The 18618-nt window shown below is 33.8% G+C and carries 20 protein-coding genes and 1 riboswitch; of the genes, 16 read left to right on the forward strand and 4 right to left on the reverse strand.

Annotated features, from left to right (window positions below; genetic code table 11):
• From phnW to cbpA, 6 genes are all read left to right on the forward strand, one after another.
• Entirely contained in the window at window positions 1-1098 is a 1098-nt protein-coding gene (gene phnW, locus NSS97_RS07035; protein WP_107886975.1) for a 2-aminoethylphosphonate--pyruvate transaminase, read from the forward strand.
• The gene (locus tag NSS97_RS07040; RefSeq protein ID WP_107886974.1) at window positions 1095-2279 is read left to right on the forward strand and encodes a saccharopine dehydrogenase C-terminal domain-containing protein; all 1185 of its coding nucleotides are present in this window, start codon (window positions 1095-1097) and stop codon (window positions 2277-2279) included. Before phnW ends, NSS97_RS07040 begins: the two co-directional genes overlap by 4 nt.
• Before the next feature lie 40 nt (window positions 2280-2319).
• Entirely contained in the window at window positions 2320-3102 is a 783-nt protein-coding gene (locus NSS97_RS07045; RefSeq protein WP_002030497.1) for a DeoR/GlpR family DNA-binding transcription regulator, read from the forward strand.
• 422 nt (window positions 3103-3524) lie between these two features.
• Window positions 3525-5840 (forward strand): NEAT domain-containing leucine-rich repeat protein, encoded by a 2316-nt coding sequence (locus tag NSS97_RS07050; protein WP_341114605.1) that lies wholly within the window; start codon window positions 3525-3527, stop codon window positions 5838-5840.
• A 249-nt stretch (window positions 5841-6089) separates the two neighbouring features.
• On the forward strand, window positions 6090-6719 hold the full coding sequence (locus NSS97_RS07055; RefSeq protein WP_002011549.1) for a class II aldolase/adducin family protein: 630 nt from the start codon (window positions 6090-6092) through the stop codon (window positions 6717-6719).
• 125 nt (window positions 6720-6844) lie between these two features.
• The gene (gene cbpA / locus NSS97_RS07060; protein WP_002086818.1) at window positions 6845-7468 is read left to right on the forward strand and encodes a cyclic di-AMP binding protein CbpA; all 624 of its coding nucleotides are present in this window, start codon (window positions 6845-6847) and stop codon (window positions 7466-7468) included.
• Window positions 7469-7535: 67 nt separating this feature from the next.
• Here the strand turns inward: cbpA and NSS97_RS07065 are convergent, their stop codons facing one another.
• Window positions 7536-8306: a divergent polysaccharide deacetylase family protein gene (locus NSS97_RS07065; protein ID WP_002011545.1), complete on the reverse strand. Its 771-nt coding sequence runs from the start codon at window positions 8304-8306 to the stop codon at window positions 7536-7538.
• 488 nt (window positions 8307-8794) lie between these two features.
• Here NSS97_RS07065 and NSS97_RS07070 point away from each other — a divergent pair, with 488 nt between their 5' ends.
• Window positions 8795-9076: an aspartyl-phosphate phosphatase Spo0E family protein gene (locus NSS97_RS07070; RefSeq protein WP_002011543.1), complete on the forward strand. Its 282-nt coding sequence runs from the start codon at window positions 8795-8797 to the stop codon at window positions 9074-9076.
• A gap of 29 nt (window positions 9077-9105) precedes the next feature.
• Here NSS97_RS07070 and NSS97_RS07075 read toward each other — a convergent pair whose 3' ends face one another.
• The gene (locus NSS97_RS07075) at window positions 9106-10602 is read right to left on the reverse strand and encodes a DUF3149 domain-containing protein (protein ID WP_044437894.1); all 1497 of its coding nucleotides are present in this window, start codon (window positions 10600-10602) and stop codon (window positions 9106-9108) included.
• A 194-nt stretch (window positions 10603-10796) separates the two neighbouring features.
• Here NSS97_RS07075 and NSS97_RS07080 point away from each other — a divergent pair, with 194 nt between their 5' ends.
• From NSS97_RS07080 to NSS97_RS07095, 4 genes are all read left to right on the forward strand, one after another.
• Window positions 10797-11243, forward strand: coding sequence for a MarR family winged helix-turn-helix transcriptional regulator (locus NSS97_RS07080; protein WP_002011538.1), 447 nt, complete (start codon window positions 10797-10799; stop codon window positions 11241-11243).
• A 160-nt stretch (window positions 11244-11403) separates the two neighbouring features.
• A complete protein-coding gene (locus tag NSS97_RS07085; protein WP_061675920.1) occupies window positions 11404-13098 on the forward strand; it encodes a M3 family oligoendopeptidase in 1695 nt (564 codons plus the stop codon).
• A gap of 139 nt (window positions 13099-13237) precedes the next feature.
• Window positions 13238-13771, forward strand: coding sequence for a DinB family protein (locus tag NSS97_RS07090; RefSeq protein ID WP_002030551.1), 534 nt, complete (start codon window positions 13238-13240; stop codon window positions 13769-13771).
• A gap of 105 nt (window positions 13772-13876) precedes the next feature.
• Complete coding sequence (locus NSS97_RS07095; RefSeq protein ID WP_000038354.1) at window positions 13877-13993, forward strand: DUF6254 family protein; 117 nt, start codon at window positions 13877-13879, stop codon at window positions 13991-13993.
• Window positions 13994-14002: 9 nt separating this feature from the next.
• On the opposite strand, the gene NSS97_RS07100 is transcribed toward NSS97_RS07095, so the two are convergent.
• A complete protein-coding gene (locus NSS97_RS07100) occupies window positions 14003-15211 on the reverse strand; it encodes an ATP-binding protein (RefSeq protein WP_044437898.1) in 1209 nt (402 codons plus the stop codon).
• Between the two features lie 208 nt (window positions 15212-15419).
• Window positions 15420-15463, forward strand: a riboswitch (PreQ1 riboswitch).
• Window positions 15464-15556: 93 nt separating this feature from the next.
• Here NSS97_RS07100 and queC point away from each other — a divergent pair.
• From queC to queF, 4 genes are read left to right on the forward strand one after another with little or no spacing between them, the layout of a single operon-like run.
• On the forward strand, window positions 15557-16219 hold the full coding sequence (gene queC / locus NSS97_RS07105) for a 7-cyano-7-deazaguanine synthase QueC (RefSeq protein ID WP_002086813.1): 663 nt from the start codon (window positions 15557-15559) through the stop codon (window positions 16217-16219).
• Window positions 16219-16710, forward strand: a complete 492-nt coding sequence (gene queD, locus NSS97_RS07110; protein ID WP_002011526.1) for a 6-carboxytetrahydropterin synthase QueD — start codon at window positions 16219-16221, stop codon at window positions 16708-16710. The genes queC and queD overlap by 1 nt, the downstream gene beginning before the upstream one ends.
• On the forward strand, window positions 16703-17419 hold the full coding sequence (gene queE / locus NSS97_RS07115) for a 7-carboxy-7-deazaguanine synthase QueE (protein ID WP_002086811.1): 717 nt from the start codon (window positions 16703-16705) through the stop codon (window positions 17417-17419). Before queD ends, queE begins: the two co-directional genes overlap by 8 nt.
• Window positions 17420-17437: 18 nt before the next feature.
• Window positions 17438-17935 carry a preQ(1) synthase gene (gene queF, locus NSS97_RS07120; protein ID WP_044437899.1) on the forward strand — a complete coding sequence of 166 codons (498 nt, stop codon included), beginning with the start codon at window positions 17438-17440 and terminating at the stop codon, window positions 17933-17935.
• A 50-nt stretch (window positions 17936-17985) separates the two neighbouring features.
• Here the strand turns inward: queF and NSS97_RS07125 are convergent, their stop codons facing one another.
• The gene (locus NSS97_RS07125; RefSeq protein WP_002064385.1) at window positions 17986-18171 is read right to left on the reverse strand and encodes a YkvS family protein; all 186 of its coding nucleotides are present in this window, start codon (window positions 18169-18171) and stop codon (window positions 17986-17988) included.
• 253 nt (window positions 18172-18424) lie between these two features.
• On the opposite strand from NSS97_RS07125, the gene NSS97_RS07130 reads away from it, so the two are divergent.
• Window positions 18425-18583: a hypothetical protein gene (locus NSS97_RS07130; protein ID WP_002086806.1), complete on the forward strand. Its 159-nt coding sequence runs from the start codon at window positions 18425-18427 to the stop codon at window positions 18581-18583.
• The last annotated feature ends 35 nt before the right edge of the window (window positions 18584-18618 follow it).

Raw genomic sequence — 18618 nt, forward strand, 5'->3', positions numbered from 1 at the left:
ATGAATGAAAATCACTATTTATTATTAACACCAGGACCATTAACGACAACAAAAACTGTAAAAGAAGTTATGTTATACGATTGGTGTACGTGGGATGTTGAATATAACACGATGGTGCAAGATGTAAGAAATAGGCTTGTATCGTTAGCGACAAAGGAAGAAGAAAAGTACACAACAGTTTTAATGCAAGGAAGCGGTACGTTTTCGGTTGAAGCAGTAATTGGTTCTGTTATTCCTAGAAACGGAAAGCTGCTAGTTTGTACAAATGGTGCGTATGGTAAGCGGATTGTACAAATGGCAGAGATGTTACATATAGATGTGGTGGTCAGTCAAACAGAAGAGTGGGAGCCTACTAATATTGCAGAAGTAGAACAGTTATTACAACAAGATAAAGAGATTACGCATATTGTAGTTGTTCATTGTGAAACAACTACAGGTATTATTAATCCAATTGTAGACGTATGTAAATTGGGAAAACAATATGGAAAAGTTACACTGGTTGACGCAATGAGTAGTTTCGGTGGTATTGAAATAGATATCGCTGAGTTGCAAATTGACTTTCTAATTAGTAGTGCGAATAAATGTATTCAAGGTGTTCCCGGATTCGGTTTTGTCATCGCAAATCGTGATGAACTATTGAAATGTAAAGGGCAAGCTCGTTCTTTATCATTAGATTTATATGATCAGTGGGAAACGATGGAAGAGCAAAATGGGAAATGGCGCTTTACTTCACCTACACATGTTGTACATGCTTTTTATCAGGCATTGCTTGAATTAGAAGAAGAAGGCGGGGTAAGAGCCCGTTACAATCGATATTATAGCAATCAAAAACTACTAGTGCACAAAATGAAAGAAATAGGCTTTAAGCCATTATTAGATGAAAAATATCAATCTCCTATTATTACATCTTTCATTTATCCAGAAGCAGGATTTGAATTTTTGCAGCTATATAATAAATTAAAGCGATATGGATTTGTTATTTATCCAGGTAAAATTTCGAAAGTAGATACGTTCCGCATTGGAAATATCGGTGATGTACATGAAGACGATATTAATCGCTTAGTTGATAGTATTGCTAAAGGGGTTGTTATAGGGTGAAAGTATTTTGCTTAGGTGGAGCAGGTAAAATTTGTCGTGAAGCAATTTTAGATTTAGTTCAATTTTCATCTTTTGAGACGATTACGGTAGCCGATTTTAATGAAGAGGAAGGCCGAAAAGTAGTAGAGTGGTTAAATGATTCTCGTGTTGATTTTGTGAAAGTCGATGTGACAAATCATGAGGATACGGTCGCAAAAATGAAGGGCTATAACATTGTAATGGATGGTACGACGATAAAGTTAAATGGATTGTCTACTCGCTGTATCGCAGATGCCGGTTGTCACGGTGTGAACTTAAATGGATTTGGTGAAGAAAATGAATTCCACTCTAAATTTGTTCAACATGGAACAACATGTTTACCTGGGTTTGGTATGACACCAGGTGTAACGCAAATGATGGCCATGTATGCAGCAAATCAGTTAGATACTGTAGAGTCAGTTCGAGTAAGTCATGGCTCGTATCGTCCAATTGCTTTTTCTGCATCAATTACAGAGACAACGACATATGAATATGATCCACATTTGCCGACGCGTACAGTGTATGAGGAAGGTGAATTTAAGCAAGTACCTCCGTTTGCGCGCCCGAGAGAAATTGAATTACCAGCACCTTACGGAAAAACAATGCAGTATATAATACCGCATTCAGAAACGATTACGTTAGCGAAGGCACTGGAAGATAAAGGTGTACAGCTTATTGAAACAAGAGGAACTTGGCCAGAGCAAAATATGCAGCTCGTTCGTGCTTTATATGATTATGGTATATTGCGTAATGATCAAATTGAAATAAACGGTAAAGAAATTGGTATTATGGATTGTATTTCGAAGTATCTATTAAAATCGAAAGAAGGACAAGCAACAGAGCTTTATGGTTATGCACTTCATGTAGAAGTAGTAGGTATGAAAAATAATCAAGAACAAAGGCATGTGTTATACCATACGCATCCGCTATCTGACGGTTCTGTAGTAGGTTGGGAGAAATTAAGGGCCTATACAAGAAATGTTGGTATCCCATTTGGAAACGCTACAGAGTTAATTGCAAAAGGAGTAGTTAATAAAGTCGGTGTTATTACTCCTGAAGAAGCTTTCGAAAATCCACAAATTATTTTTGACGAACTAGAAAAGCGCGGTATTTATATTCATGAAGAGATTTTCACTGAAAAAGAAAATTATAACTTTGTATAAGTAAGACAGTTTATGAGGTAGATATAAATGGGGTGAGGCTATGTCTGTAGTAGGTGAAGAGAGAAAGAGGACAATTCTTGAGAAGGTAGAGTTTAAAGGAAAAGTAAAAGTTTCAGAATTAGCGAGAGAGTTCGCAGTATCAACAGAGACGATTCGTCGGTATTTAGAAGAATTAGATCGTGAAAAAAAATTGAAGAAAGTGTACGGTGGAGCCGTTCAACTTCCGGGAGCTGGGATAGAGGCACCGATGTTAGAACGAGAGATGCTGCATATAGAAGAGAAGAAAAGAATTGGGTACAAAGCAGCAACGTTTGTGGAAGATGGAGATGTTATTGCGATTGATGATGGAAGTACACCACTTCAAATGGTGCCATATCTTGTTCATCGTAAAAATTTAACGATTGTAACAAGTTCATTTCCAGTAGCAACACAATTAATTTCTTCTATTAATAAAAAGATGTTTCACGGTGAAGTTTTATTTATAGGCGGGAAAGTATCTCCAAAACATTCACGTGTGTCGGGGTCTATTTCACAGCAAGTAATTCATCAATTTCATTTTCATAAAGCATTCGTTTCGATTGATGGGTTGTTGCAAGGTTTTGGGGTTTCTAGCTTTGAATTAGAAAAGGCGAAACTGTCAGAAGCGATGATGAAATTAGCTGAGAAAACGTATATTTTATGCGATCATACAAAGGTAGGCGTCAAAGGGAACTACCGAATAGCAGGATTTTCTCGTATTCAACATATTATTTGTGATAAGAAAATGCCCTATAGTTTTGAAGAAGAAGTCAAAAAGCATAATATTCAATGGACAGTTTGCTAAATGAATTGAATACGTTTAGACTCCCACCTAATTTTTAGGTGGGAGTTTTACTATCAGCAAGTAAAAAAATAAAAGCTTTGTATTTATGCAAAAAGTGGACACATTTTCTCATCTCGTTCATATAATTTACCAATACAAAAAAAGTTGGTCGAAGGAAAGAAGGGAAAGTATGTCGGAACGGATATATAATAAACTTGTATTGTATGCAAACATTTTGCAAAAAATTGGTGTTATTAATGAAAAAGAAAAAAGTGAAATCCTTCATACGATAGGCAAAAAAGCCCTTTGAGTAAAGGGTTTTTTATTTTTTATCTATGGAAATATAAACTTAATGTAATATTCTTATTGACAATGATAATGAGATTCATTATCATTTGTTATGTTAGCAATTGATAGTAATTATCAATTGAAATATATATAAGATAAGGGGATATTATTTTGAAAAAAGTTATATTAAAGCTCTAGTAGTAGCAACAACATTAGCTATTCCATTTGCTGCGTATTCTACTCCAGCGTTAGCAGCAATAAAAATTGAAGCAAACCAGTCGGTAGCAGCAGCCAGTGATCGCACGTATGATACTGAGATTAAAATATATAAGGATCAAAAAGATGAGCCATCTATGGTTTCTCAGTACATAAAAAATCCTAAAGTAGCAATTGAAGATGGGAAAAAAATCGTTACTGTAACAATACAAGATAGCGATTATTTTCAATATCTTAGAATAGAAGATAGAAATCAACCTGGTGTATTTCATGATGTGAAAGTTCTGTCAGAAGATAAAAGAAAAAATGGAACGAAAGTAGTCCAATTTGAAATTGGCGAATTTGAGCAGAAGCACAATATGCAAATGCATATATTTATTCCGGCTATTGGATATGATCACAAATATCAAGTTCAATTTGAAATTAAAGATCCAACTGTAGGTGAAAAAGAAACAGAGAAACCAGATGATAACTCTAATTCAGGCAATACGGAAACAGATAATCCAGTTGATAATCAAAATATGATAACAGATAACAAATTAAGAGAACTTGTTAATAAAAAAGTATTTAATAGAAAAGATTTAAATACACCAATTACGAAAGAAGAGTTATTACAAGTAAAGGACTTGTTTTTAAACACGAATGAGATTCTGGATTATAGTGCATTAAAATATATGCCAAATTTAAAATCTTTAACAGTTGCGAATGCGAAGATAACAGATCCGTCGTTCTTTGCGAATTTAAAGCAATTAAATCATTTAGCTTTGCGAGGTAATGAATTTTCAGATGTAACACCACTTGTTAAGATGGAAAATTTAGAATCTCTTGATTTGAGTAATAATAAAATTACAAACGTTGCACCACTAATTGAAATGAAAAATGTAAAAAGTTTATATCTATCAGGCAACCAAATAGAAGATGTAACAGCATTAGCGAAAATGGAACAACTAGATTACTTGAATTTAGCAAATAATAAAATTACGGATGTTGCTCCATTAAGCGCATTGAAAAATGTAACATACTTAACTTTAGCAGGTAATCAAATTGAAGATATTAAACCGTTATATTCATTACCTTTAAAGGACTTAGTATTAACGCGTAATAAGGTTAAAGATTTATCGGGTATTGATCAAATGAATCAATTAAATAAATTATTTATCGGTAAAAATCAAATTGAAGATGTGACACCACTTGCTAAAATGACTCAGCTTACAGAATTAGATTTACCTAATAATGAGTTAAAGGATATTACTCCATTATCAAATCTAGTAAACTTACAAAAACTTGATTTAGAAGCAAATTATATTTCAGACTTATCGCCAGTTAGTAAGTTGAATAAGTTAGTATATTTAAGTTTTGTTGCAAATGAAATCCGCGATGTTAGACCAGTAATAGAACTAAGTAAGAAAGCTTATATTAATGTCCAAAACCAAAAAGTCTTTTTAGAGGATACAGAAGTAAATAAAGAAGTAAAAGTACCTATATACGAAAAAGACGGCGAGGTATCTACAAAAATCCGTCTGAAGAGTGATGGTGGTACGTATAGTAATGGTGTAGTGAAATGGAGTACACCAGGTGAGAAAGTATATGAATTTGGAGTGAAAGATCCATTTGCGGATACAGGAATCTTCTTTACAGGATCTGTAATTCAAAATGTAGTAGAAAGTAAAGGGGACAACAATTCTAAAGAAGACAATACTTCTAAAGAAGATGAGAAAGTAGAGGTAGTAGAATTTAAAGATGTACCAAAAGGACATTGGTCAGAAGAAGCAATTCATTATTTAGCGAAAGAAAATATTTTCAAGGGATATGGAAATGGACAATTTGGATTTGGGGATAATATTACTCGTGGACAAGTTGCATCTTTAGTACAAAGGTACTTGAAATTAGAAAGTAAAGTAGAGCAGAAAGAGATATTTACTGATACGAAAGGGCATATGTTTGAGCAAGATATTGCTACAGTTGCACAAGCTGGAATTATGCAAGGAGATGGTACAGGTAAGTTTCGTCCAGAAGGAGTATTAACTAGGTACGAGATGTCAGTAGTATTACAAAAAGTATTTCAGTTAAATGAAACTGAAAATAATTTGGAGAACTTTACAGACGTACCAACAGGTCATTGGGCAGAAGGATATGTGAAAGCATTAGTGGATAATAATATATCAAAAGGTGACGGGAATGGGAACTTTTTAGGGGATGATTTCGTAACACGTGAGCAATATGCGCAATTTCTGTATAAGGCAATAAAAAAATAATAAATGAGAAAAATACGTTATTCTTTAATAAGAAGAATAACGTATTTTTTATATGTACAAAATCAAGTGCTAAATAGACAGGAGTGTTTACATGTGATAGGCCTATTTTTCCGATAGGTGCTGAAACCATATTGACAAAAAGGCATTCTCGTGTGATAATTCAATTAAATTTTTAGAATAATCAAAAAACATTCCTTTTATATAGAAAGGATTTGAATATTATATTAATATTACGCCGGGGGTGACGAAATGTTATTTTTTCTGAAAAAATGGAACGAATTAAAAGATGTGAAAGCAGAATTGGCACTTCGCGATTGGTTTTATGGTACGAAAATTAGTTTATCGATGTGTACGTCAAAAGAGCCATTAACATTTTTAGTGAATGTAGAGGGAAGAGATAAAGGGGTATTTTCTGAAGAAGATTTTATTGTCGTAAATTGCATGTGTGAGCCAGTATTTGAAAACGAAGAAAAACCAGCTATAGAGTCATTTATGCATGCGGATATTTATAAAAAAAGTAGTGCAGAATGCATTTTACAAGTCCAGACTGTAGATAGTCATTTAATGTCAGAGCTATATGGGAAAGAAGGAGAAGTAACATTCGAAAAACGTAGTGTGGAACGTGTTTTTGGAAAAGACGGTATTACAGAAATGACAATTCCAATTGTAGAAGATGAAAAGAAATTCGCTAATTTATTAGAAAATAATGTTCCGAATTTTATTGAAGGTGGAGGAGTAGTCCTTGTTCATAATTACGGAATGATCGTGTGGGGGAAAACTCCAGAAGAAGCGAAAAAATGGTTGGAAGGTATAGAGTATTTAATGAACTATCACGTAAAGCTTTTAATGATAAAAGGGGCAAAAAGTTCTGTTATATAAAGATGTATTCACAGAGATTACCATCCCTTAAAAATGAAAGCGTTTTAAAAAGAGATTTTACTCATAAAATATAGGTCTCCTTATTATATATAGATTACATGTTGACATGTAAGGAGGAACATATTTTGCGAGTTAAATATCATTTTCTGCCAAAACAGCAGGTGACATTTTGCAAAACGAATGATTCTGGTGAAAAGGCGTTACAAATTATGAATGAAACGGGATTTCGCGCAATTCCTGTATTAGCAGAAAATGAGAAGGAATTCACGGGGATTATTTATAAAGTAGATCTTTTAGAAAAGAAGTGTAATAGCAGATTAGAGGATGTAAGTACAGAAGATGTACTGGAAAGTCCAAATTCGTTTATTTTTGAAAAGGATTCTTTTTTTAGAGCTTTTTACGTTATTCGTCGTCTCCCGTTTTTAGCGGTTTTAAATGAGTATAATGAATTTGTCGGCATTTTAACACATTCTAATGTATTTGATGTCATTGAGGATTCGTTCGGTATGCGGACGGGTGGTTATATATTAACAATTGCAACACAAGATTGTAAGGGAACAATTAAAGAGCTTGGGACATTATTAAAAGCATATAATATCGGTGGACTGTTTACGCTTGATAACGGTGATCAATATATTCGCCGTGTTATCGTAAATATATCGGATGAGTTAAATGAAAAAAAATTAAAGCAATTAATTGAAAAGATAGAGAAAAAGGGATTCAGGGTGAGTCATGTAGATTATATTTAAGTTGAAAAGGAAAGGTACCTATCTGCTATGTGTAGATAGGTATCTTTTTTAGTGCGAGAAATGAATTTTATTTTGAAACAGAAGGTGGAGATAATGCTAAATCAGATAAAAAAATAAAGTCTGCATGCTCACGAATTTTAGGAATAGAAGTTTCGATAATACGTGATGTAATTTCACCTGGAGCCCCAACGTGTCCGATAGCTACCATAATGGGTTTGTCTTGGATTTTTTTTATGAGTAATTGTGCTTGTTTTGAAATGTGACTTACCGTATATACATCATCAAAAAATAATTGGTTTTCAATAATAGGAACGCCTAATTCTTTACCGATTTTTGGGACAACACTATTAGGGTTTGTTTTACTATCTAAATAAAATAAACCGTGCTTTTTACAGGCAGAAAGTATAAGACGTACAATCCTTTCATCAGCGGTTACTTTTGATCCCATATGATTGTTCATTCCTATTGCATGAGGTATTTCTTGAATTGCTTGTTCGAGTCGGTTGTTTATTTCTTCATCGCTTAAATCTGTTGTAATCGCTTTTGGTCCAAGCCACTCTTTTTTTCCTCTAATTGGTTCCATTGGCATATGTATAATAACTTCATGCCCTTTTTTATGGGCAGCTATTGCATCTTGTTTAGTAGAAGGAAGAAATGGCATAACAGCAACAGTGAGTGGAATAGGAAGTGATAACATCTTATCTGTGCCTTTCATATTATTGCCGAAATCATCGATGACAATAGCAACTTTATTCGTATGAGCGTTTGCTTGAATAGGAAAGAGGAAGAATGGTATGAACAGGGTGAAGATGAGAACTGTAATAGTATATTTGCGCATATAAATATTTCCTTTCTATTTTATCCCGCTATTTGCGGACAGTAAGACTCCCAACTCAAAATTTGGCTGGAGTAAAGAAGTTAGGTGGAAAATCCACTGCCCGTAAACGCCCGATTGGTGAAGGCTAATAATTAGTGGGGATGGACAAAACCCCCACTGATTAAAGTTCACTTTATCAATCATCATTATGTTTTGCGTTTTTACATAAATTAAACAAAAAATGTCGAAGAAAAGTACATTGAAAATAGAGAAGCCACTGTTTACTGAGTATTTACAAAAAAGAAGATGAAAAAAATGTCTATTATTGCGAATGTATTTACAAAGATAGAATAATTTGTAATAATTCTCAAAGTGAGGGTAAAGATTTGTAAATTACAGGGGAAAAATGTTAAATTTTCTGATTCTTCAATTTTAAATAAAATTAAGTGTTTAAAGGGCTAAAGTAGAAGAGGCGTTGAGAGTATGGAAGAAAAATAAGGGGGATATGGATGTTTACTGTAAAAAGGAAGTACACATTAGAAAAGCTTTCGCATGATATTCATATGAAACGTGAAGAAATGATTCATTTAGGATTAACAAGTGGGTTGAATAGTATGGAGACAATTCAAGTTAGTCAAGAATTGGACAAGCTTATCGTACAGTATCAGCGTTACAAAGAAAAACAAACACCGAAATGGTTTTCAATTATAAAGGTTCCTATTTTTCAAATTGGGTATGAAGGGAAATCAAACAATTTTTGGAGAATGTTTGTAGCTGGTTTTATGAAATAAGTATAATTACCCTTTTAGGATAAGGATAATTATACTATGTGTAATGGAATCTCTATATGAACTGTCGTTCCTTTGTTTTCTTTACTATCAATAAATATATGCCCATTGTACATCTCTACAATTCGTTTACATATAACAAGCCCAAGACCTGTTCCAGTATCTTTATTAGTAAAGAACGGATGAAAGAGGTGTTTTTGAATATGTTTAGGAATCCCTTTTCCAGTATCAATAATTTGCAAGTGTGCGTGTTTTTCGTTGTTTGTTACTACAATGGTTAATGTATCACCAGAAGCCATGGCTTCAATTGCATTTTTTGTAATGTTTAAAACCACTTGTTTCATATGGTCTTTTGAGCAACGTATATGAACAGGGTGGTCTGGCAAATGTAAATGAAATACAATGTTATGTAGATTCGCTTCAGATTGGATAATTAATGCTACCTCGTTAAGAATCGTTCTTACATCATATGTTTGTTCAATGATGGCAGTTGGTTTTCCAAGAATAAGAAATTCGCTTACAATTTCATTAATCCGCTCTATTTCTTGTTCGATTACGGAAAAGTAGAACTGATCCTGTTCATCTTTATATTTCTCTTTTAACAGAGAAACGAGTCCTTTAATTCCAGTAAGAGGGTTACGGATTTCATGAGCTGTACTAGCTGCAAAAGTTCCAACCAATTCAATTTTTTGTAGTTCATTTTGTTGTCTTTCTAGTTTTGTTTGACGTTTTAATAACATATATTGAGCAAGTAAAAATAAAATAGACATTAAAAATAAAGTAGCTATACATTCTATTGAAACTAACTGGTATAAAGTTTGTTGATGAATAGGTAACGGAGAAACAGAGACTTTCCAATTTAATCTTTGGAGTGGGGTAGTAAGCATGTTAGAATGCCCATCGCTTGTTTCGTTATTATCATCGGTTAGAAAAACTACATCATGTTTATCAGTCACTTCGAAATGATATTGTGGTTTAATAGCATTTAAAGAGGCTGAAATGTAGTCAAAGCGTAAACTTGCTAATAATAAGCCTGAGAGTTCCTTTTGTCTATTAAATATTGGAGACGCAATCATAATAGCTTGATGTCCAAGAACGCGATCTGTAATAACTGATGATACAGTTGTTTTCTTAGATTGCAATGCATCTTGGATGTATTGGCGGTCAGAAACGTCAATAGGCGGCGAATCGCCTTGGGATGCGAGTGTAATCATCCCATCTGTCGTAGCGTAATATAGACCGGAAAAACGTTCATCATTTCCATCGGTATCATGTACAATCTGTTTAATCCCATTGATGTTTCCAGTTTCGGTCCCTACGACTTTTGCGAGCATTTCTAAGGCAGATATAGCTTCACCAAGGTGATGGTCTAAATAGTCTCTATATAAAAAGAGAACAGTGTGAGCAGATAGTTTGTTTGCCTGTTTCATTTGATAAGTGTGATATGAAAAAAATGTGGCACCAATCCCTATCGTTGGCAGTATAACAAGCAGTATGTAAAAAACTATGCTTTGTAATTTGACTTTCAAATTTGGTACTCCTTCTTTTTTTATTATCATTATATATAAACTATGTTAAAATTGTCATGTTTTTATTCAAGAATCATTTGCATTACATTAGGGAAAGGAAAAGGAATGAGTGAATATTCATTCGGAAGTTGTAATGAAGTGCTACGTTGCTTTTCTTTTTGTTGCGGAGAATTTAAGTGAAGGGTTGAAATGGTATGACATCAAATAATGAGCGAGAAGACATTTCTCAATCTTTAAAAGTATTTATTGCATTATCCCGTGTACATCGTTCTGTTATGGATACTACAAATAAATCCATACAAAGTAACGGATTAAATCCAACTGAGTTTGCTGTATTAGAATTACTATATCATAAAGGGGGCCAACCACTTCAGCAAATCGGTGAGCGTATTTTAATAGCTAGTGGCAGCATTACATACGTTGTAGATAAGCTAGAGAAAAAAGGGCTTGTAAAACGAATTCCATGTCCAAATGACAGGCGTGTTATTTATGCACAATTAACGGAGTCTGGAGAGAGCTTTATTGCTTCTATTTTTCCAGGTCATGAGCAAGTTATATATCAGTCTTTTGAAATGTTAACGAAGGATGAGAAGGATGAATTACTCGAGCTATTGAAAAAAATTGGAAAGTATGAAAAATGATGATATGTTCCAAAGGAGCTTTGGATAAAGAAATCCAAGGCTTTTTTGTGTGCATGTATTTATGACATCATCTACCGCATTTTGCTGAAGAATAAGAGGAGATTTGTAAGTAAGAATTGAATTATAATAATGATGCATATAATGGAGAGGGGGCTCGTTCATGTCATTTAAAGACTATGAATATAAACGGCCAAATATTGAAGAATTAAAAGGGAAATTTACTGTTGCTTTAGAGAAGTTTGATAACGCAAAAACTGTAGAAGAACAAAAACAAGTTATCAATTCAATTAACGAAATTCGTAATGACTTTGGTACAATGGGTAACCTTTGTTACATTCGTCATTCTGTTGATACGACAGATGCCTTTTATAAGGATGAGCAGGATTTCTTTGATGAATTCTCTCCAGTTGTACAAGGGTATGGTACAAAGTATTATAATGCGTTAATTCATTCTCCATTCCGCGAAGAATTAGAGGCGTATTATGGAAAGCAATTATTTGCTCTAGCTGAATGTGATTTAAAAACATATTCAGATGAAGTAGTGAAAGATTTACAATTAGAGAATAAATTGTCTTCACAATATACACAGTTATTAGCATCTGCAAAGATTGACTTTGCAGGAGAAGAAAGAACGTTATCGCAACTTATTCCGTTTATGCAAGGAAAAGAAAGAAGTGAACGTAAAGCAGCAAGTGAAGCATACTACGGATTTTTAGCTGAGAACGAGGAAGAGTTAGATCGTATTTATGATGATCTTGTTAAAGTGAGAACGAAAATCGCAAAAACACTTGGTTTTAAAAACTTTGTTGAATTAGGATATGCAAGAATGTATCGTACAGATTATAATGCTGAAATGGTAGCGAACTATCGTCAGCAAGTATTAGATTATATCGTTCCAGTTGCAACAGAGTTAAGAAATAGACAAAAAGCACGCATTGGTGTAGAAAAGCTCGCTTATTATGATGAAAACTTTGAGTTTGCTACAGGTAATCCAACTCCAAAAGGCGATGCAGATTGGATTATTAATCATGGGAAAACGATGTATAAAGAATTATCAGCTGAAACAGATGAGTTTTTTAATTTCATGCTCGATAATGATTTATTAGATTTAGTTGCGAAAAAAGGAAAAGCTGGTGGTGGATATTGTACATATATCGAGAATTATAAAGCGCCATTCATCTTCTCAAACTTTAATGGAACGTCTGGGGACATTGATGTATTAACACATGAAGCTGGTCATGCTTTCCAAGTATATGAAAGTCGTAAGTATGAAATTCCAGAATATAATTGGCCAACATATGAAGCATGTGAAATCCATTCAATGAGTATGGAATTCTTTACATGGCCATGGATGAAGTTATTCTTTGAAGAAGATGCGGATAAATATTATTTCTCACACTTAAGTTCAGCACTTCTATTTTTACCGTACGGTGTATCTGTAGATGAATATCAACATTATGTATATGAAAATCCAGAAGCATCGCCAGCAGAACGTAAGTCAGCATGGCGTAACATAGAGAAGAAGTATTTACCACATCGTGATTATGAAGATAATGATTATTTAGAGCGTGGTGGTTTCTGGCAACGTCAAGGTCATATTTATAGCTCACCTTTCTATTATATTGACTACACGTTAGCTCAAATTTGTGCACTGCAATTTTGGAAACGTGCAAGAGATAATAGACAAGAGGCTTGGGAAGATTATGTGAATCTTTGTCAACAAGGTGGAAGTAAATCATTCTTAGAATTAGTAGAAGTTGCAAATTTAACATCACCATTCGCTGAAGGGTGTGTAAAAAGTGTAATTACAGAAATTGAAGCGTGGTTACGTGCTGTTGACGACACAAAATTGTAAAAAAACATGCACTTTTTTCCTATGTTTAACATCGACATAATAGAAAAATGATGAGATAATAAAAGAAAATTCAGAATTATTTTAGGGGTGTTTCTCATGGGGAGCGCCCCTTTTCACCAACAAAAGGGGGGAAAGCACTATGCTTCAATCTAATATGGATGTTAGTTTAGAAACTTTAGTCCACTCATTACAGTCTACACGAAGCACGCTGTTATCAGAAATTGAAATGTTAAATGATACGGAGGTGAATGTAAAGCCACGCCGTGATAAATGGAGTATTATTCAAATTTTGCATCATTTGCATTTAGTTGAACAGTCTGTCACATCTGCCCTTGTATATGCTTTGCAAAAAAAAGAAAGAAAACTTGCTCCATTTAAAGACCTCCAACTTACGCTTGATCGCACACATAAAAGGGAAGCTCCTCAACAAATGAAACCAACAGAAACATTAATGAAAAAACTGCAAGGAATTCAATTACTAGAACATTCACGACAAGAATTATTACATGCCCTTCATAGTGTAATAGATGAAAAAGAATTATTTGAAAATGGATTAAAACATCCTATTTTTAATGATTTGAATTTATATCAATGGGTTCAATTTCTAGATTTACACGAACAAAGACATCTTACACAGCTAAAAGAAGCGAAACATGCAATTTTACAGCGTTAAAATGAAAGAAGTGGGGAACCGCTTCTTTTCTTTTTTACTCATGCATAGTTTTCTTTCTCATTTTGGAATACTACATGGAGAAAAGAAAAGAAGGAGTTGAAAAACATGTCAAAGAAAAAGAGAGAAGAAGAGCGCGCCTGGAAAGCTCGGAAAGAAAATCAAAAGCCGCATGGGAAAGTGAAAGCTTTTGCAGAATTAGTTGAAGGAACAGAAAAAACGTGATGAAGTTCATCACGTTTTTTGTATGAGTGGGAAAGTTAATAAGAAAGTTGTACCTGTCCCTTTTTCGCTTATAATATCAATCTTTCCATCCATTGCTTGAATGACGCTGAAGACGACCATCATTCCGAGTCCGGTACCTTTTTCTTTCGTTGAGTAGAAAGGTGATCCAAGGCGTTTGATTTGTTCTTGATCCATACCAACTCCTGTATCTTTTATATATAATTGTATATGTTTATGGTCTGGAACTAATGTAAGAATAAGGTCGCCACCTGTAGGCATAGCCTCAATACAATTTTTAAAAATATTTAATAAACATTGGTTCAGTTTTTGCTTTTCGCCAGCGATAAAGAAAGATGTACTTTGTTTTATATAATTTATACGAACATTTGCTAAATTGGCGAGAGGTGTGATCAAAGACAACGCATGAAGTAATTCTTCCTCTACTTGTAATTGTTGTTCTTTTTCAATACTCGGTTTTGCAAAAGTTAAGTAGTCTGTAAGAACGTGATTTGCTTGTTCGATACCATTAATGGCTATGTCGATATATAATTTTCGTTCTTTCTCAGAACATGTATCTGACTGTAAAAGTTGTAAAAAACCTTTCGTTGCAGTTAAAGGATTACGAATTTCATGAGAGATAGAAGCTGCCATTTCGCCGATTAAATGAAATTTCTCAGCGTTCATAAGTTCATTTTGGAGACGAACTTGCATTTGTAATATGTGTAGTAAATATAAAATAAGGATTGTGCCAATCATCGTACATAGTTCGTACACAATGATATGTGGTATATAATCTGCCTCATTTGTAACACTTGCAAGGAAAAATGGTATCCAACTAAATCCATAAGTAAGACTGTAAAAAATAGCAAGTGTTATTTTTATATGATTAGAACTTCGATTAAAAAATTTGTATGTTAATAGTAGAACAATAAATAGGAGAATAGAAGCGATAAAGGATGGAAACGCACCTATTCCTCCCAATAAAAAGCGATAAATGTTTAATACAGCTAAAATAGAACCACCAGCAATAGGCCCTCCCGTTAACGTGCCGACAATTAATACGATATGTCGCATGTCGAACTGAAAACCATTATTTGTTTTTGCTGCGAAAGTGATACATAGTATGGTAGCGAGGCAACACAATACAATAAATATGGCTGAATTTAATTTAGGAGATCGTTTCCCTTTCTGATTCCAAAATAAATGATATACGAGCATTGTAACGAGAATAGATAATATATTTAAAAAGAGGTAAATAATAAAGAGTTCCAGTGGGATGCCTCCTCTCTTCTAACATTAAATTAATCATACTATAAAATGAAATAAATGAAATGCGAAATAGCGGAAAAAATCAGAAATTTTTTCTGGTAGTATACAATATGTTACAATAATCTTTGTCAATGAAAGAAGAAATTCCGTGCACTGCATGGGAGAGGTTCGCGAACTCCCTCTATAAAAAACTATGGAAACAACAATATCATTAGGTATTGTTTTGTTTTTTTATTGTGACAGTTCAAGAACGTTCTTTCTTCTTATTCGTAGTAGAGAAGGAGAATGAGTGAAATGAAAAAAGAAAAAGCAGTTGTTGTTTTTAGTGGTGGACAAGATAGTACAACATGTTTATTTTGGGCGATACAGCAGTTTGAAGAAGTGGAAGCTGTAACATTTAACTACAATCAACGTCATAAATTGGAAATTGATTGTGCAGCGGAAATTGCGAAAGAGCTAGGAATTAAACATACGATACTAGATATGAGCCTATTAAATCAACTTGCTCCAAATGCGTTAACGAGAACGGATATGGAGATTACACATGAAGAAGGTGAATTGCCATCAACATTTGTAGATGGACGAAATTTACTATTTTTATCATTTGCGGCTGTATTAGCAAAACAAGTTGGAGCACGTCATATTGTAACGGGTGTATGTGAAACTGATTTCAGTGGTTATCCAGATTGTCGTGACGTGTTTGTGAAATCATTAAACGTTACATTAAATTTATCTATGGATTATCCGTTTGTTATTCATACACCACTTATGTGGATTGATAAAGCAGAGACATGGAAATTATCTGATGAACTTGGAGCATTTGAGTTTGTTAGAGAAAAAACATTAACATGTTATAACGGAATCATTGGTGATGGTTGCGGTGAATGTCCAGCATGTCAACTTCGTAAAGCGGGATTAGATACGTATCTACAAGAACGCGAAGGAGCGAGCAACTAATGGATAACTTTTTTGGATTTCGCATCGTAGAAAATTTGCAAAAAATGGACAAGGATATTCAGCGTGAACAACTCAAATATCATAATAAAAGAGTAATGGTCAGCAAGGAATTTACATTTGACGCAGCGCACCATTTACACTGCTATGAAGGGAAATGTAAAAATTTACATGGACACACATATAAAGTCGTATTTGGAATTAGCGGATATGTAAATGAAATAGGCCTTGCAATTGACTTTGGAGATATAAAAGAGATTTGGAAAAATGAAATAGAAATTTATTTAGATCATCGTTATTTAAACGAAACATTGCCAGAAATGAATACGACTGCTGAAAATATGGTCGTTTGGATTTATGAAAAGATGGCAGAAGCATTAACGAAAGATAATCGTGCGAACGAATATAAGGGAGCTCGTGTTGAATTTGTTCGTCTTTTTGAGACGCCGACTAGTTATGCGGAAGTAAGACGGGAGTGGATGCTCGATGAGTAAAATCCCCGTCTTAGAAATATTTGGTCCAACCATTCAAGGAGAAGGGATGGTTGTAGGACAAAAGACAATGTTTATCCGTACAGCGGGCTGTGATTATAGCTGTGCTTGGTGTGATTCTGCTTTTACATGGGATGGATCGGCCAAAGATCAAATTAAACAAATGACACCGGAAGACATTTGGAATGAGCTTGTAGAAATTGGTGGAGAAAATTTTTCTCATGTTACGATTTCGGGTGGAAATCCTGTTTTGCTGAAAAATATGCAATTTCTTCTTTCTATATTAAAGGAGAATGGAATGCGAACAGCGGTAGAAACGCAAGGGAGTAAATGGCAAGATTGGTTGCTTCAAATTGATGAGGTAACGATTTCTCCAAAACCACCAAGTTCAACTATGAAAACAGATTTTCAGATGTTAGATTCTGTTATTCATAAACTAGCAGGGAAAGATTTTAGTTTAAAAGTAGTAGTATTCGATGATCAAGATTTTGAATATGCAGTTAAGATGCACGAGCGTTATCCGAATGTACCATTTTTCTTACAAGTAGGGAATGATGATACGAAAACAGTGGATGATGCGGTGCTTATAAAAAAACTATTAGAAAAATATGAGTGGCTTATTGAAAAAGCTGTGAATTGTAAAGAAATGAATGATGCGAAAGTACTGCCTCAGCTTCATGCGTTAGTATGGGGAAATAAACGAGGGGTATAATGAGAAGGGATGTTTAAAATGGCAGGAAGATTAGATGAAGATTTAAAAGATGTAACATTATTAGGAAATCAAAATACAAAATATTTATTTGAATATAGCCCGGAAATTTTAGAGATATTTGATAATAACCATCCAAACCGTGATTACTTTGTAAAATTCAATTGTCCTGAATTTACAAGTTTATGTCCGAAAACAGGACAACCAGATTTTGCAACAATTTATATTAGCTACATTCCAGAACAAAGAATGGTAGAGAGTAAATCTTTAAAGCTATATTTATTTAGCTTCCGAAATCATGGTGACTTCCACGAAGATTGCATGAACGTTATTATGAATGATTTAATTAAATTAATGGATCCACGCTATATTGAGGTATGGGGGAAATTTACACCACGTGGTGGTATTTCAATCGATCCTTACTGTAACTACGGCCGCCCAGGAACTAAGTATGAGAAAATGGCAGACTACCGCATGATGAATCACGATTTATATCCAGAAAAGATCGATAATCGTTAATATAGAAAGAAAGGATCTGTATGATATACAGATCCTTTCTTTCTATTATATTATGCATGTTGATTAATGACAGTATAGTTTTTATGGCTTACAACTGTAAGAGGTTCCATATCTAGTTCTCTAAAATTCTCCATAATTGTTATATCAACAATAACGGAGTTTTGATTTACCTTTTGAACACGGCCTTGCATTCCACCTTTAAATTCAATGATATCTCCAGTTTCTGCGATCTGCATAAGCAACTCTCCTTGTTCCAGTTTTCCCAAAAAAAGAATAATTTGGGCTTTTTTATTTCTTCCTATTTTGAACTATATTTACCACTTTGTAAATGTTTCCAAAGTAAAAATTCGAAAAATATTCACTTTTTGTAAGAAAATATGTAAAAAATATTGTTTAGGAGAAGAATGATGAAAATGCATACATCTTTATACGGGAGTATAATAAAAGATACAATGACCTACTAAAGTGGGAGAAATTAGGGGCTGGAAAATGATGTTTGAAATTGTGGGGAGCTTTATAGCGATTTTATTATTTTTATTTTCATATATACAGTTGAAGAAAGTGCGTCATCATGAAACAACTACATATTTTGATGGACTGGATGGTGTGCACACTTCGATAACACATGATAGTGGTGGGGATATATAACTTTCTTTTTATGCATGGTATGATGGCAAGAAGAA

The sequence above is a fragment of the Bacillus sp. FSL R12-0074 genome, from assembly GCF_038005725.1.
Taxonomy (GTDB): domain Bacteria; phylum Bacillota; class Bacilli; order Bacillales; family Bacillaceae_G; genus Bacillus_A; species Bacillus_A mycoides.

Bases quoted from the DNA above. Each gene is read 5' to 3' on its own strand.
- phnW (WP_107886975.1), top strand. From the start codon at position 1: ATGAATGAAAATCACTATTTATTATTAACACCAGGACCATTAACGACA.
- NSS97_RS07045 (WP_002030497.1), top strand. From the start codon at position 2,320: ATGTCTGTAGTAGGTGAAGAGAGAAAGAGGACAATTCTTGAGAAGGTA.
- NSS97_RS07055 (WP_002011549.1), top strand. From the start codon at position 6,090: ATGTTATTTTTTCTGAAAAAATGGAACGAATTAAAAGATGTGAAAGCA.
- NSS97_RS07065 (WP_002011545.1), bottom strand. From the start codon at position 8,306: ATGCGCAAATATACTATTACAGTTCTCATCTTCACCCTGTTCATACCA.
- NSS97_RS07070 (WP_002011543.1), top strand. From the start codon at position 8,795: ATGTTTACTGTAAAAAGGAAGTACACATTAGAAAAGCTTTCGCATGAT.
- NSS97_RS07080 (WP_002011538.1), top strand. From the start codon at position 10,797: ATGACATCAAATAATGAGCGAGAAGACATTTCTCAATCTTTAAAAGTA.
- NSS97_RS07085 (WP_061675920.1), top strand. From the start codon at position 11,404: ATGTCATTTAAAGACTATGAATATAAACGGCCAAATATTGAAGAATTA.
- NSS97_RS07090 (WP_002030551.1), top strand. From the start codon at position 13,238: ATGCTTCAATCTAATATGGATGTTAGTTTAGAAACTTTAGTCCACTCA.
- NSS97_RS07095 (WP_000038354.1), top strand. From the start codon at position 13,877: ATGTCAAAGAAAAAGAGAGAAGAAGAGCGCGCCTGGAAAGCTCGGAAA.
- NSS97_RS07100 (WP_044437898.1), bottom strand. From the start codon at position 15,211: ATGCTCGTATATCATTTATTTTGGAATCAGAAAGGGAAACGATCTCCT.
- queC (WP_002086813.1), top strand. From the start codon at position 15,557: ATGAAAAAAGAAAAAGCAGTTGTTGTTTTTAGTGGTGGACAAGATAGT.
- queD (WP_002011526.1), top strand. From the start codon at position 16,219: ATGGATAACTTTTTTGGATTTCGCATCGTAGAAAATTTGCAAAAAATG.
- queE (WP_002086811.1), top strand. From the start codon at position 16,703: ATGAGTAAAATCCCCGTCTTAGAAATATTTGGTCCAACCATTCAAGGA.
- queF (WP_044437899.1), top strand. From the start codon at position 17,438: ATGGCAGGAAGATTAGATGAAGATTTAAAAGATGTAACATTATTAGGA.
- NSS97_RS07125 (WP_002064385.1), bottom strand. From the start codon at position 18,171: ATGCAGATCGCAGAAACTGGAGATATCATTGAATTTAAAGGTGGAATG.
- NSS97_RS07130 (WP_002086806.1), top strand. From the start codon at position 18,425: ATGATGTTTGAAATTGTGGGGAGCTTTATAGCGATTTTATTATTTTTA.